This is a genomic window from Cloacibacterium sp. TD35, assembly GCF_028864635.1.
In the GTDB taxonomy this organism is placed as follows: domain Bacteria; phylum Bacteroidota; class Bacteroidia; order Flavobacteriales; family Weeksellaceae; genus Cloacibacterium.
Map to the genome: position 1 here is coordinate 1,291,788 of NZ_CP104850.1, position 13,416 is coordinate 1,305,203.

Below are 13,416 nucleotides of genomic sequence, written 5' to 3' on the forward strand. Positions count from 1 at the left end.
TTTTTTAAAGTTTTTTTTTGAAAATCTTACTCTAATGTGCATAACACTTTAGCGGTATAAATTTACTTATTCCAATCTAAAGCTCCACGTTTTAGTACATAGAAAAATCCTATGAAGAAAATTGCTATAAAAGTAGTTACAGCAAGAAATCCTTCAAATCCTAATTCTTTAAAATTTACAGCGTAAGGATAGAAAAAAACAATTTCTATGTCGAATAAAACGAATAAAATTGCGGTAAGAAAATATTTTACAGAAAACGGGGTTCTGGCATTTCCATCTACTTCAATTCCACATTCGAAAGTATCATCTTTAGTAGCTCCAGAAGTATGTCTTTTAGGACCCCAATTGTGTGATGCGTATAAGGTAAACAACACAAAACCTAAACCTACTGCCGCCTGAATAAGAACAGGGATATAATTATCAGGTAAATTCATCTCTATTAAGTATTTCTAACACGCAAATTTACGAAATATAAATAGAAAAGAGAATTTTTTTTGATGACTTTTGTCTTTAAAAAACGGTTTTTAGTAATTTAGAATTAATAAAAATAACTATTTATTTTTGAGATTTTTTAAAACCTTAAAAGCAATGAATGCAATGTACCCAAAAAGAAAGCTAGCAAACAAAATATTAATGATAGCGTTTGTTTTCTCATCTTTTACCTGAAAGAACTGATTGTACATCACGTACATGATGATAATGCCAATGTAATAATAAAGTTGAGTTTTCATTTCTAAATTTTTAAAATTCTAAAGCGTAAGTTCTTCTTCTCTTGTGGTTTACAGGATTATAATCTTGCCAAAGTAACTGGATGTTTTTGTTCTCTTCTAACTCTGGATTGGTCTCTAAAAATTTCACGCCTTTTTTCTTAAAAGTTTTCCAGATTTCTTTGAAAATAATAGCGGTAACTCCTCTTCTTTGGTATTCTGGATGAATTCCGATTAAATAAAAGTTAGCTCTCTCGTTTTTTCTTCCAGCATTTAGCAGATGGTACCATCCGAATGGTAATAAACTACCATTGGCTTTTTGTAAAGCTCTGGAATATGAAGGCATGGTAATCGCAAAAGAAATCAACTTGTCATCCTTATCAGTAATGCAGATAATGTAATCTTTGTCTATAAAACCGAAATATTTTTCTTTATAATTTAGGATTTGCTCATCGGTAATAGGAGTGTAAGTCGAAAGATTTTTGTATGTTTCGTCTAGTAACTTAAACATTGGTTCTACCAAAGGAAGAATTTCTTCTTTAGAATTGAATTTTATGGTTTTTAGTTGATATTTTTCTGCAATAAGTTGGCTGAATTTTTCAACTTTATCTGGTAAAACGTCAGGAAACATAATTTCGAATTCTACCCATTCTTTTTCTTTCACCAATCCCAATTTTTCTAAATGTTTTGGGTAATAACTGAAATTGTAAATCCCAATCATTGTCGCCAATCTGTCAAACCCAAAAGTGAGCATTCCGGCTTTGTCTAAATTGGTAAAACCCATTGGTCCTTCTATTTTTTTGATGTTTTTTTCTTTAGCATAAGCTATAGCAGTGTCAATAAGTGCTTTAGAAACACCTTCATCATCTATAAAATCTAACCACCCGAATCTTACCTTTTCTATGCCGAGTTCTTGTGCTTCTTTGTGGTTAATCATCACTGCAATTCTTCCTACGATTTCATTATTTTTATAAGCCAAAAATTGCTTGGCTTCTGAATAGGCAAGAGCGGGATTTTCTTCTTTATTCCAAATGCTTTTCTCATCTTTGATTAAAGATGGTACGTAATTTTGATTATTTTTGTACAGATTCATCGGGAATTTGATAAAATCTGATAATTGTTTTTCGGTAGTAACTTGAATGATTTTTACTTCAGACATGTTGATAAAAAATTAGAATAACAAAGATAGCGTAAAAGATGACAATGCCCAAGTTTGGCATAGTTTTTACTTCAAAAAGGATAAATAAAAATAAAAAAGAAAATAAAAATATGACAGGTTATTATTTAATTTTAGGAGCGTTAATGCTTGTGAGTTGGTTGGTTTCGGCAAGATTGAAGTCGAAATTCCAACATTATTCTAAACTTCATCTCAGAAATGGAATGTCTGGGAAAGAAATTGCCGAAAAAATGCTTCGCGATAATGGTATTCATGATGTGCAAGTGATTTCGGTTCCAGGGCAATTAACTGACCATTATAATCCAGTAAATAAAACAGTAAATCTATCGGAAGGAGTTTACATGCAGAGAAATGCAGCTGCAGCAGCGGTTGCGGCTCACGAATGTGGTCACGCCGTACAGCACGCAGTAGGTTATTCTATGTTGCAGCTTCGTTCTAAACTGGTTCCGCTAGTAAATATTAGTTCTACGCTTTCTCAGTTTGTAATTATTGCGGGTATTTCTGTAATGGTGGCCTCTAGAAGCATACAGAATCCACAAGGAAATACTACGGTTTTGGCGATTGGTGTTTTACTCTTTGCGGTGACTACACTTTTTGCATTCATCACTTTACCAGTAGAGTATGATGCGAGTAAAAGAGCGCTAGTTTGGTTAGAAAATTCTGGAACATTAGGCAGAGAAGAACATTCTGCAGCAGAAGATTCTCTAAAATGGGCAGCTAGAACTTATGTTGTGGCAGCACTTGGTTCATTAGCGCAATTGCTTTATTGGGCATCAATGCTTTTCGGAGGAAGAAGAGAGTAATCTTATTCTAAAAATTTAAAATTTACATATTGAATCTCGGACAAAAGTTCCGAGATTTTTTCTTTTTCTGACAAATTGAGCCTTGCGGTAATTGTACAGTCTTCTTGCGCATCAAAATTCAAGACTTTCGCATCAAATTTGTTGAGAAGAGAAAAAATGATGTTTTGTTGAGAGAATTTAAAATGAATTTCGAGTTCGGTTTCTAATTCTTTGGTGATGATTTCGGCGTGTTCCAAAGTATATTTGGTACTTTCTTTATACGTTTTTACCAAACCTGAAACTCCTAATTTGGTTCCGCCATAATAACGAACAATGACTACTAAAATATTGGTAAGATTGTGAGCGAGAAGTTGATTGTAAATAGGTAGACCAGCACTTCCTGAAGGTTCGCCGTCATCATTTGCGCGGTAATTTTCACCATTAATTCCTATTCTGAAAGCATAGCAATGATGAGTAGCTTTAGGATGTTCTTCTTTTAACCCTTCTAAAGCAGTTTTGAGTTCCTTTTCATTATTCACAGGAAATGCAAAACCGATAAATTTGCTCCCTTTTTCTTTGAGCAAAATATCTCGTACTTCAGATTTTATGGTGGTGTAATTGTATTGCATAAAAAAAACACCTCAAAAGTATGAGATGTTTTTTGTTTTATAAAATTTAATTTTAGTTTTTAATCAATTTTAATGTTTCTGAGTTGGTTTTTAGTAAATAAATTCCAGTATTAAGGTTAGAAACATCAAAGTTGTTTTGTCCTTTTTTAAGGTTAAACTTTTTAATTAATTTTCCTTGATAATCAAATAACTCAGCATCTTGATTAAGAGGGGAAAGAATATCAAGAGAATTTTTTACCGGATTAGAAGTTAGTAAAAGTTTATTTTTTGATAATTCTTCTGTGCTCAGATTGGTGCTTTGTACTGCTCCGGTTAGTGTTCCGTTACCTGAAGTAAGATTCCCTCCACAAACACCTCCAGTAATATCGGTGTTTTCTGTCCAAACTCCTAATGTTAAATTTGGTGGATTAGGTATAGAAGCAGAAGAGTTATGATAAATGAGAAATGGACTAGAAAAATCTCCATTTCCTCTATCCGCTAAAAATTCCCATCTGTTATTAGTGTTATTCCAAGAAATTTGGAATTCGCAAGTTCCTACACCGCTACAATCTTGTGCACCATCAATTGGAGTGGTTTGGTAAACGTTTCGCCCGTTAACATCAGTGCTTGTTTTCGTGAAAACAAAAGTTTGATTGTCAAATAAATTAACACATCCCGAAAATGTAATCGTTTGTGAATAAGCCAAAGATGTAAATAAAAGAAAGATTAATAGTTTTTTCATGCTTTCTTTTTTTTAATTTCTAGATGGATAAACACCTTGTAAAGCAATATAATAACCTATTGACAGATAAGGTTGCATGTTGTTTATAGGAGTGCCATTTCCTGTGTTTACTACCATTGTTGGGTTCATTGTAGTGTTTGCGGTAGCACTAGAATATTCTTTATCTAATGTTTTAGTGTCTGCTGGAAGATTGTTGGTTGGTGAATTTTGATTTCCTTCAGAATTAACCGCTTTAATAGAATGATTGTGAGGAGGTAGATTAGTAACCAATAAAGTATTGGTCTCTGTACCAGCCATTTCACCTAGATTCTTAGGAGTTAATCCAGGTCCATTTCCAATACCTACAATTACTCTTCCTCTTAAATCTGGCAAAGCAAAAGTATTTATTCCGTCGCCACCATAAGTTGTTCCTAAAAGAGAGAATAAAGCTGTGTTTTGTGCAATAGATAATAATCTTCCATCGCATAAAGCCCAACCTTTTGGTTCGAAGTTGTATGGGAAAATTGCAATTTGTCCAATGTAAGGATCAATCTGTGCTTTCACAGTAGTTGTACTGCTGAAAAATACAATTACAAAAAATAATAGAATTTTTTTCATGTGTAAAAAAGTTTTTTGGTTACTACACAAATTTAACTTAATTATAGTTATGTTTATGAAAAATAATGTTAATATTTTGTAATTATATTTTTTTGTTTTTATTCTATTTATAATAATAAATGTAATTATTTTGAGAATAAATTATTATTTTAATAAATGATAAGCGGTTAAATAAATTTGAAATAAAAGTTATGTATTTCGAAAAATTACCAATTTATTATCTCTAAAAAGTTTTTCTTCCGCCAGTTTTCCATTAAATTTTGGAGCTTTTGTGCCATTTTCTAATAGGAGGTTTTCATTTTTTATGATAATGACTTCATCCCAAAGATTTTGATCAATAAAAGTTTGTAAAGTTCTGCTTCCACCTTCTACTAAAACCGATTGAATTTGATTTTCGTAAAGTTTTTGCATCAATTCTTCCGTGAAATTCTCTTTAGAAATTTTAATAAATTTTACATTTTCTTCTTCTGCCTCTTTTTCTTGGTTAAAAACCAGGGTAGAGGCTTCATCATTATAAATTTTAAAATTTCTAGGAACTTTTAAATCGAAATCAATCAAAATTCTCACAGGATTTCTGCCTTCCACTAATCGAGTAGTTAAGCTAGGATTATCATTCAAAGCAGTCTGAGTTCCCACCAAAATAGCATGTTCCTCGCTTCTTATTTGATGTACAAATTGAGAAGCTAATTCATTAGATATTTTAGTAGGTTTGAAATCTTGGTCGATAAAACCATCTTTACTTTCTGCCCATTTTAGAATCAAATAAGGACGCTTTTTCTCATGAAAAGTGAAAAATCTTTTGTTTAAATCTCTGCATTCTTCTTCCAGAATTCCAGAAACGGTTTCTATTCCTGCATCCATAAGGATTTTTTTGCCTTTTCCGTTTACTTTATCATGGCTGTCCATTGCGCCAATCACCACTTTCTTAAAACCAATTTCTTTTAATTTCAATGAACAAGGTGGCGTTTTTCCGAAATGCGCACAAGGTTCTAGGGAAACATAAATGGTAGATTCTGGTAAAAGTTCTATGTTTTTCACAGAATTGATGGCGTTTATTTCTGCATGAGGTTCACCCGCTTTTTGGTGAAAACCTTCGCCTATGATTACATCATTATGAACAATTACTGCGCCGACTAAAGGATTTGGATATGTTTTTCCAGTCGCTTTTTTGGCAAGTTCTATACAGCGTTTTATGTAAGTTTCGTGATTCATTTTATTTGAAAAAAAATTCCGAAAGAAATTCCGGAATTAGTTTGTTTTTAAATTTACAGAAGGAATGTTCATGGTAATAATTCCTTCTAAAAGTTTATTTCTTTTTTTGCCGATTGATTTTTGGAAGTCCTTAGCATTTCCAGTAGATTTTTCTTTATACGCTACAATCATAAAAGTGCTTCCTTCGCCTAATAGGGTGTTTCTGAATCTGTAGATGTTATAATCTGCTAATTCTACTTCTGTTACCTCTTGTTTTTTATCTTTTGGAACATTAGTTGTCATGAAGTCTACAATAAACTCAGTTCCGTTAGGGTTTTCGGTAATATTGTAAGTGCAATACTTGTCAGTTTCTGCTCTTCTGTCTAGCTCTTCTGTTTTTTGATAAGTAGCTTCTTTAGCATCTATATTTTTATTGAAAAAATAAATGGTAATTACCGCAGAAGCATCTTCTATTCTTTCGTCTTCTAAAATGTATTCTTGTACAAATTGGACTTTAGATTTTTGCTGAGCAGAAGCCAATACATATTTGCTTTCGTTAAAAGTAAGTTCTGGCACACCAATTAAGTCTTCGGTGTTTTGTGAATAAAAAATCCCCGAAAATAGTAAAATTACAACTATCGAAAACAGTTTATGTATCATGCTATTCTCCCGAAATAATGTGGTGAAGATTTTGTTTTAACATTTCTAACTGAGCTTTTTTGTCATCAATCTTATCAAAAGTATCTTTCAATAAAGGATTATCACGAGATACTTTGCCAAAGAAGCCTAAGTTGTTTTCTAATTTTACAATTTCAGCTTCTAAATCAGCTACTTGATTTTTGATTTTTCTAGCTTTATCAGTTAATTGAGATTCAGTAAGACCTTCTTCTTTCAAATCAAATTCATTGATTTTGTTTAGTCTTAATTTTTCTCTCATTGTTTTATTAAACTCTGTATTGATAGCCATTTTATCTCTTGGTACTTTTCCGATGTTGTTCCAAGCAGTTTTAATGTTTTCAATTTTTTCTACGCTTCCTTCTTCGTCCCCAATTTCTTTTAATTCATCTAAAAGCGCACGTTTTTGTTTGTAATTTTCTTTCCAGTCGTCTGTTACAGCATTGTTTTTAGTTCTGTAATTGTTGAAAAACGTGTTGCAAGCTTCACGGAAATCATCCCAAACTTTATTGGTCATACTTCTAGGAACATGACCTATTTTTTTCCAGTCTTCTTGTAATTTTTTGAACAATGGAACTGCAATTTCCCAATCTTCAGAATTCATATTATCCTGAGCAGTTTGTATGAGTTTCAGTTTTTCTTCTAAATTGGTGTGCTGAGAGTTTTTTAGCCCTTTGTAGAATTCATTTTTCTTCGCATTAAAAGCTCTAAGCGCTAATTTAAATTCGTTCCAGTTTTGGTTAGAAATTTTTCTAGGAACACTTCCTAATTTTAAGAAATCTGCTCTTAGACTTTCTACGGTATTGATGGCATTTTGCCAATAGTTATGATTTGGTGCTTTATCTGGAGAAGTCAGTTTTTTAATCGTTTCTATAATCTGATTTTTCTTCTCTAAATTTGCTTGCTGTTCGCCTTCGATTACTGCTAATAATTCTGATTTTCTTTCGTGAATTTTGTTAGAAATTTCTTTGAATTCTTCCCAAGTTTTATCACGAAATTCTTCAGCAACTGGTTCAGCTTCTTCTTTCCAAAGCTTGTGTAAAAACTGTAATTCGTTTAATGCTTTTTGTACTACAGGTTCGTTTTGTAATTCTTTGGCTCTGGCAATAATATGCTGTCTTTTTTCTAGATTATGTGCGTATTCTTGCTCTCTGTATTCTTTATTTAAATCTAACATTTGATAGAAATTATTCAAATGATAGAAATAATTATTATTAAGATTTTTGAATTCTGATTTTGCTACTTGTCCAGCGTTGCTCCATTCTTCTTTAATTTCTCTGATGGCGCGGAAAAGATTGGTATTAGGTTCAGAATGGGTATATAGGTTTTTTAGCTTTTCTATGATTGAGATTCTCTTTTCGAGATTGTCTTTTTGCTCAGATTCTTGTTTTCTGTGGAAAACATCATATTTTTCTTTGAAAATATTGCTTAGTGCAGAAACTTTTGATTGAAGAGGATGTTCATAATGTGCATCTGCTTCTTTTTGGTCTTCACTTTCTAGGTTTATTTTGTGAAGAAGCATTTCTTTTACTGCATTAAATTTTTTATGATTAGCTCCAGCATCTTCAGCATTAATCAGTGCTTCTAACTTGGTCATTAATTCACCCGAAGTCATTTTTTCATGTTCGTGGTGTTCTACCATATCATGAGTTTCTTCTTCATGAACTTCTGAATCATGACTTTCTTGATGAGCAACAGTTTGATTAGCAGTTTCTTCGTTTGGATTTAGAATGTTTTCTTGAGCTTCAGAATTAGGGTTATCTGTAATCATAGCAAATTAATTTTAAAAGTAATATGCTTTTTTCAAACACTTTTTTTGAATGTTTGAACGCATTTCGGCACTAAATTAAGGGTTTTTTATGAAATATGCAATTTTTTTGAAAGCGAGATGAGTGTGTTCACTTTCAAAAATTACATCTGTCTAAATCTTTGATGGCTCATAAGTGTTTACATTTCTTCATTCCAAATTTCCCAAGCTTTTTCGGCTTGTTGTTCTAGCATGAAATAACCGTTAATGGTTTTAGCGCCTTTTTCGGCAGCATTTTTTAGAAATTTAGAAAGAGTAGGGTTGTAAATTAAATCGATGACGAGATGATTTTCTGTAATATTTTCAAATGGGAAGACAAGAGTTTCTTCTACATTAGGAAAAGTCCCAACTGGTGTACATTGTATAATGATGAGGTTCTCTAGAACTTGATTTTCAGCGAGATTCTGATAATTAATTTCTGTATTTCTAGAAACTGTAATAAACGGAATATTATTCTTTTTCAATACAAATTGAATGGCTTTTGCAGCACCGCCATTTCCTAAAACAATGGCAGATTTTTGATGTGGTTTTTTGTGCAGTAGAAGTGTTTTTTCAAATCCAAATGCATCGGTATTGAAACCTTTTGTTTTTCCGTTTTTGATGGAAATACAATTGATGGCGCCTATTTCTTGGGCTTCTTCGCTCAGTTCGTCTAGATAAGGAATAATTTGTTCTTTGTATGGAATGGTCACATTAAGTCCTACAAGATTTTCGGTTTGAAAAATAGCAGGAATAGTCTGAAGATTTTCGATGTCAAATACTTCATAGGAATGGTTTTTCAAGAAAAGTTTTTGAAATTTCTGTTCGAAATATTTTTTTGAAAACGAGTAGGAAATATTTCTTCCTATAAGACCTAATTTTACTGATTTTTCCATAGTTCAAAGGTAATAAAAAAGGCTGGAAATTTTTCCAGCCTCGCAATGATTTGTATCAAGTTTATTCTATGATTATTTTCTGGCTTTGATTATCGTAAGTGATAATGTAGTTGCCTTTTGGTAAGTTTTTAAGATTAAGTTTATTGGTTTTAGCAAATGGTTTTACAGCTTCGTAAAATAATTTACCGTTCATGTCGTACACTTTTACATTTTCCACTCCTTGAATGTTTCCTTTAAAGAAAACTTCTTTATTTTTAACAGGATTTGGATAAATGCTAATTTCTGAATTTAGATTTTCATTAGGCATCATTCTCGCAGTTCCTGTTGGGTTTACAGTGCCAATATTAGAGCAAGTATCTACAGTGTAAGAAGTCCACTCAGAAGCCAAATAAGTAGTTCTAGGTTTAGAAACATTTCTTCTTAATGTTACATCTATTGCAAAATTCGCAGATGAACCAGAAGTTCCGATAATGTCTATCAAAACATTGTTTTTGAATAAACCTACGGTATCATTTCCATTAAAATCTAAATTAGTAGTTTTTAAATTGATGGTTCCGCCACAAGTAAGCGCATAAGAACTATGAGCTACTACATAAGTAGTATTGTTGGCCAATGTTCCAGATAATGTAGCAACTGCAGTCCAAGATGTAGAACCGTTTACTTGTTTTTTGATAGAATAAGCAGATAATGCGATTGAGGAACCCGTTCTGTTGCTTATTTCAATGGCTTTGTTATTACTGCTTCCTTCTAAATATTCTGAAAAATATAATTCTGTAAAAGTTGCAGCAGCTGTAGTGGTTAAAGATAAAGCTGTAGAACTTGCAGAAGAATTTCCTGCTGCGTCATAAGCTTGAACGGTTATAGAATAAGTAGTTCCAGCTGTTAAACCTGTTAAACCATAAGATGTAGAAGTAGAAGTCCCAACTTGAGTTCCGTTTCTGAAAATTTTATACCCGGTTACACCCACGTTATCTGTAGAAGCCGTCCAAGAAACGGTAGCAGAAGTTTGGGTAATATTGCTTGAAGTTAATCCAGAAGGTACAGACGGAGCTGTAATATCAGCGGTATTATTGTCAGTGGTTAAAGATAAAGCTGTAGAACTTGCAGAAGAATTTCCTGCTGCGTCATAAGCTTGAGCAGTAATAGAATAGGTAGTTCCTGCTGTTAAGCCAGTTAGGTTATAAGATGTAGAAGTAGAGGTGCCTACTTGAGTTCCGTTTCTGAAAATTTTATAACCTGTTACGCCTACATTATCAGTAGAAGCCGTCCATGAAATGGTAGCAGATGTAGTGGTAATTGAGCTAGCAGTTAAATTGCTAGGAATTGTAGGAGCGGTGGTGTCTGTAGAAGTTCCTCCCCAGATTAAACCTACATATTCTGGATGGTCAATAAAAGGATTTCTATTTCCTTGAAAAGTGTAAGATGCGTTATTTCTATTGATTTCTGCTTGAGAAACTGGGTCTGCATTATGCCATGCCAAAAGTACATCTCTTTCCCAAGTTTGTAAACCTGGATAAGCAGAAGTTCCTAGCATGTTACCAGTGGTAAAAGTAGAGAGTTTTGATTCGTATCTTGTCACAAAATAGAAGATCATTCTAGCAATATCTCCTTTGAATTCATCAATAGGTTCGAAAACCGTTCCTGCGTAACCAGCAGAAATAGAATTTCCTAGTTTTCCTCCATTTCTAGAAGTGAAAGTTACTGTTCCTACTTTACCGAAAGGATAGTTGCTTCTCATTCCGTTTACTTTGCCATCAGTTGCTCTAATATGATGTACATCAGAAACCATAGGTGCAGCTTGGCTAAATAAACTCTGAGGAACTACATGTTCTCTGTTATAACAATCACCTTCTACAGAATAAGTACCGCATTGATCGGTGGTTACTATAAATTTATAAGGGTCTGTTCCTGATGGGTTTTCTGAGTACATATCTAAGATGCTTCCATCATTCTCGTAGTTTTGGTCTATGTCTGTAGTTTTATAAGCAGTCCATAATCCTGCATACCCTTTGTCTACGTGTCCGTTGGTAATAATTGTAGAAAGTTTGGTTTTAAGTGCTGCTCCCGATAAACCAGTGGCGCTGTCATAATATCCAGTAGGGATTTGAGAAAATAAAGAGGTGCTAATTAAGAAAAGCACCATGAATAGGTAGTTTTTTGTCTTCATAAATTTTGATTTTTAACTAACCTAAAATAATGAATTTTAATATATCAAAAATTAACAATTGATTAATTTTTTGTAATTTTTTTAAAAAATATGTAATACTTTGATACTCTTTTAGAAAGAATAAATAATAAAGTTATTTTATTTTGCATAAAAAAGCCAAGGCAATATACCTTGGCTTTTATAATTATTATTTTTTGTTTTTATTGTAAAATTATTTTCTCAGACTTTTCGTCGGTTTTTATGAAATAAACACCCTTTGGTAGCTCATGGACTTTAATAGAAGTATTTTTGATAAAAGGATTATTTATTTTTTTCATGAGTTTTCCTTCTATGGAATAAATTTCTAAAAATTTTATTGCCTTTAAATTTTCACCACTGAAGAAAATTTCACCATTTTTTATAGGATTAGGATATATGGTGAAATATTTTTTTATGGCCTGTTCTGTAGCTAAAGGTTGAGGGTTTACAATTCCTAGATTATCACAGTTGGCAGAAGTAGAAGAGATTGTATAAGAGTCCCATTCCGTAATGTCAAATGTGGTAGAAGGGGTGTTGGTTTTTTTTCTCAGATTTACATCTTCTGCAAATATAGTAGCGTTGTTAAAAGTTCCTATAATGTCTATTAAAGTCCCAGATTTAAATAAACCAATTGGGTCATTCCCATTAAAATCTAGAGGTGAACCACTAACGGATTGTGCTGTAAATGTACAAGATAAAACTGTAGAAGAATTCTTAAGTGCAATAGTTGAGTTTGGACTTAAATTTCCTGAGAGTATCAATTCATTTACCCAGCTTCCAGCTCCGTTTGCTTGTTTTTTAATTGAATAATTGGATAAAGAAACAGTAGAAGAAGTAGGGTTGGTGATTTCAATAGCTTTGTTATTGCTTAATCCTTCATAGTATTCTGAAATGTATAATTCTGTGCCAGGTAAGTTTCCGCCTCCAGATGATGCTGTAGTAGTTCCAGAGGCAGTATTACTAGCAGAGGATTTATTACCTGCCGCGTCTTTTGCTATGATGTAAAAGTTGTAGCTGGTGCTGGGAGTTAATCCAGAAATAGTGGCAGATGTTCCTGTGACTGAAGTTTTGAATGCACTATTCATATAGATTTCATATGCTGAAACTCCAATATTATCAGTAGAAGCGGTCCAGCTTAATGCGATGGAATTAGATGTAACCGTACCTATTGTTAAATTACTAGGATTAGTAGGGACTTCTGTATCTATAGTTGGTGAACCCCAAATAGATGTTACATATTCTGGGTGATCTATATAAGGATTTCTATTTCCTTGAAAAGTATAAGAGGCGTTATTTCTATTTATTTCTTCTTGAGAAACTGGATCAGAAGAATGCCAAGATAATAAAACGGCTAATTCCCAATCTGTAATTCCAGGAAAAGTGTTTGAACCAATGATGTTTCCTGATGAGAATGTTAATAGTTGAGATTCATATCTCGTTACAAAGTAAAAAATCATTCTTGCTACATCTCCTTTGAAGGCATCAATAGGCTCAAAAACAGTTCCTGTGTAATTAGGAGAAATAGAAGTTCCTAATTTAGAACCGTTTCTAGAAGTAAAACTTACTGTACCTACCTTTCCAAAAGGATAATTACTTCTCATTCCATTTACTTTTCCATCTGTTGCTCTTATGAAATGTATGTCAGAAACCATAGGGGCATCACCATCGCCACTTTTGTCTACATCAAACAGACTTTGAGGAACAATATGTTCTCTGTTATAACAATCACCTTCTACAGAATAAGTTCCGCATTGATCTGTAATCAGTGTAAATTTATAAGGATCTGTTCCAGAGGGATTTTCTGAATAGATGTCTAGAATACTGCCATCATTTTCAAAGGTTTGGTCAATGTCAGTCGTTTGATAAGCAGTCCAGAGACCAGAGTAGCCTCTGTCTATGTGTCCTGATGAAATGATTTGTGAAAGTTTTGTTTTAAGAGCTGCGCCAGATAATCCTGCTGCTGCATCATAGTAACCTGTAGGAATTTGTGCAAAAATATTGACTGCAGAAAACAGTAGTCCTACAATAAGTAAAGTTTTAATCTTCATGATGATAAGTAATAAAAAGGGG

The 13,416-nt window shown here is 32.8% G+C and carries 13 protein-coding genes; 1 reads left to right on the forward strand and 12 read right to left on the reverse strand.

The window, feature by feature from the left end; translation table 11 throughout:
- Window positions 1–62: 62 nt before the first annotated feature.
- The 3 genes from N7277_RS05990 to N7277_RS06000 form a co-directional block, all read right to left on the reverse strand.
- Entirely contained in the window at window positions 63–434 is a 372-nt protein-coding gene (locus N7277_RS05990) for an NADH-quinone oxidoreductase subunit A (RefSeq protein WP_274780771.1), read from the reverse strand.
- Between the two features lie 117 nt (window positions 435–551).
- The gene (locus N7277_RS05995; protein WP_069797182.1) at window positions 552–731 is read right to left on the reverse strand and encodes a hypothetical protein; all 180 of its coding nucleotides are present in this window, start codon (window positions 729–731) and stop codon (window positions 552–554) included.
- Window positions 732–741: 10 nt separating this feature from the next.
- The gene (locus N7277_RS06000; protein ID WP_274780772.1) at window positions 742–1,866 is read right to left on the reverse strand and encodes a GNAT family N-acetyltransferase; all 1,125 of its coding nucleotides are present in this window, start codon (window positions 1,864–1,866) and stop codon (window positions 742–744) included.
- 110 nt (window positions 1,867–1,976) lie between these two features.
- Between N7277_RS06000 and N7277_RS06005 the strand changes: the two genes are divergently transcribed.
- Complete coding sequence (locus tag N7277_RS06005) at window positions 1,977–2,687, forward strand: zinc metallopeptidase (protein WP_274780773.1); 711 nt, start codon at window positions 1,977–1,979, stop codon at window positions 2,685–2,687.
- 2 nt (window positions 2,688–2,689) lie between these two features.
- Here the strand turns inward: N7277_RS06005 and N7277_RS06010 are convergent, their stop codons facing one another.
- From N7277_RS06010 to N7277_RS06050, 9 genes are all read right to left on the reverse strand, one after another.
- On the reverse strand, window positions 2,690–3,295 hold the full coding sequence (locus N7277_RS06010; RefSeq protein WP_274780774.1) for an IMPACT family protein: 606 nt from the start codon (window positions 3,293–3,295) through the stop codon (window positions 2,690–2,692).
- Between the two features lie 52 nt (window positions 3,296–3,347).
- On the reverse strand, window positions 3,348–4,016 hold the full coding sequence (locus N7277_RS06015) for a T9SS type A sorting domain-containing protein (protein ID WP_274780775.1): 669 nt from the start codon (window positions 4,014–4,016) through the stop codon (window positions 3,348–3,350).
- Between the two features lie 12 nt (window positions 4,017–4,028).
- The gene (locus N7277_RS06020) at window positions 4,029–4,613 is read right to left on the reverse strand and encodes a phage tail protein (protein WP_274780776.1); all 585 of its coding nucleotides are present in this window, start codon (window positions 4,611–4,613) and stop codon (window positions 4,029–4,031) included.
- A gap of 189 nt (window positions 4,614–4,802) precedes the next feature.
- Window positions 4,803–5,825, reverse strand: a complete 1,023-nt coding sequence (gene ribD, locus N7277_RS06025; RefSeq protein WP_274780777.1) for a bifunctional diaminohydroxyphosphoribosylaminopyrimidine deaminase/5-amino-6-(5-phosphoribosylamino)uracil reductase RibD — start codon at window positions 5,823–5,825, stop codon at window positions 4,803–4,805.
- A 36-nt stretch (window positions 5,826–5,861) separates the two neighbouring features.
- Window positions 5,862–6,464, reverse strand: a complete 603-nt coding sequence (locus N7277_RS06030) for a hypothetical protein (protein ID WP_274778688.1) — start codon at window positions 6,462–6,464, stop codon at window positions 5,862–5,864.
- 1 nt (window position 6,465) lies between these two features.
- Window positions 6,466–8,250 (reverse strand): DUF349 domain-containing protein, encoded by a 1,785-nt coding sequence (locus N7277_RS06035; RefSeq protein WP_274778689.1) that lies wholly within the window; start codon window positions 8,248–8,250, stop codon window positions 6,466–6,468.
- A 176-nt stretch (window positions 8,251–8,426) separates the two neighbouring features.
- Entirely contained in the window at window positions 8,427–9,161 is a 735-nt protein-coding gene (locus N7277_RS06040; RefSeq protein WP_274778690.1) for a shikimate dehydrogenase family protein, read from the reverse strand.
- A gap of 61 nt (window positions 9,162–9,222) precedes the next feature.
- A complete protein-coding gene (locus tag N7277_RS06045) occupies window positions 9,223–11,328 on the reverse strand; it encodes an endonuclease (RefSeq protein ID WP_274778691.1) in 2,106 nt (701 codons plus the stop codon).
- A 200-nt stretch (window positions 11,329–11,528) separates the two neighbouring features.
- A complete protein-coding gene (locus N7277_RS06050; protein ID WP_274778692.1) occupies window positions 11,529–13,394 on the reverse strand; it encodes an endonuclease in 1,866 nt (621 codons plus the stop codon).
- Window positions 13,395–13,416: the final 22 nt, after the last annotated feature.

What these genes read in the sequence shown, in the direction of transcription:
- N7277_RS06035 (WP_274778689.1), bottom strand. Translation starts at nt 8,250, where the DNA reads ATGATTACAGATAACCCTAATTCTGAAGCTCAAGAAAACATTCTAAAT.
- N7277_RS06050 (WP_274778692.1), bottom strand. Translation starts at nt 13,394, where the DNA reads ATGAAGATTAAAACTTTACTTATTGTAGGACTACTGTTTTCTGCAGTC.
- N7277_RS06010 (WP_274780774.1), bottom strand. Translation starts at nt 3,295, where the DNA reads ATGCAATACAATTACACCACCATAAAATCTGAAGTACGAGATATTTTG.
- N7277_RS06030 (WP_274778688.1), bottom strand. Translation starts at nt 6,464, where the DNA reads ATGATACATAAACTGTTTTCGATAGTTGTAATTTTACTATTTTCGGGG.
- N7277_RS06005 (WP_274780773.1), top strand. Translation starts at nt 1,977, where the DNA reads ATGACAGGTTATTATTTAATTTTAGGAGCGTTAATGCTTGTGAGTTGG.
- N7277_RS06020 (WP_274780776.1), bottom strand. Translation starts at nt 4,613, where the DNA reads ATGAAAAAAATTCTATTATTTTTTGTAATTGTATTTTTCAGCAGTACA.
- N7277_RS06045 (WP_274778691.1), bottom strand. Translation starts at nt 11,328, where the DNA reads ATGAAGACAAAAAACTACCTATTCATGGTGCTTTTCTTAATTAGCACC.
- N7277_RS06015 (WP_274780775.1), bottom strand. Translation starts at nt 4,016, where the DNA reads ATGAAAAAACTATTAATCTTTCTTTTATTTACATCTTTGGCTTATTCA.
- N7277_RS06040 (WP_274778690.1), bottom strand. Translation starts at nt 9,161, where the DNA reads ATGGAAAAATCAGTAAAATTAGGTCTTATAGGAAGAAATATTTCCTAC.
- N7277_RS05995 (WP_069797182.1), bottom strand. Translation starts at nt 731, where the DNA reads ATGAAAACTCAACTTTATTATTACATTGGCATTATCATCATGTACGTG.
- ribD (WP_274780777.1), bottom strand. Translation starts at nt 5,825, where the DNA reads ATGAATCACGAAACTTACATAAAACGCTGTATAGAACTTGCCAAAAAA.
- N7277_RS06000 (WP_274780772.1), bottom strand. Translation starts at nt 1,866, where the DNA reads ATGTCTGAAGTAAAAATCATTCAAGTTACTACCGAAAAACAATTATCA.
- N7277_RS05990 (WP_274780771.1), bottom strand. Translation starts at nt 434, where the DNA reads ATGAATTTACCTGATAATTATATCCCTGTTCTTATTCAGGCGGCAGTA.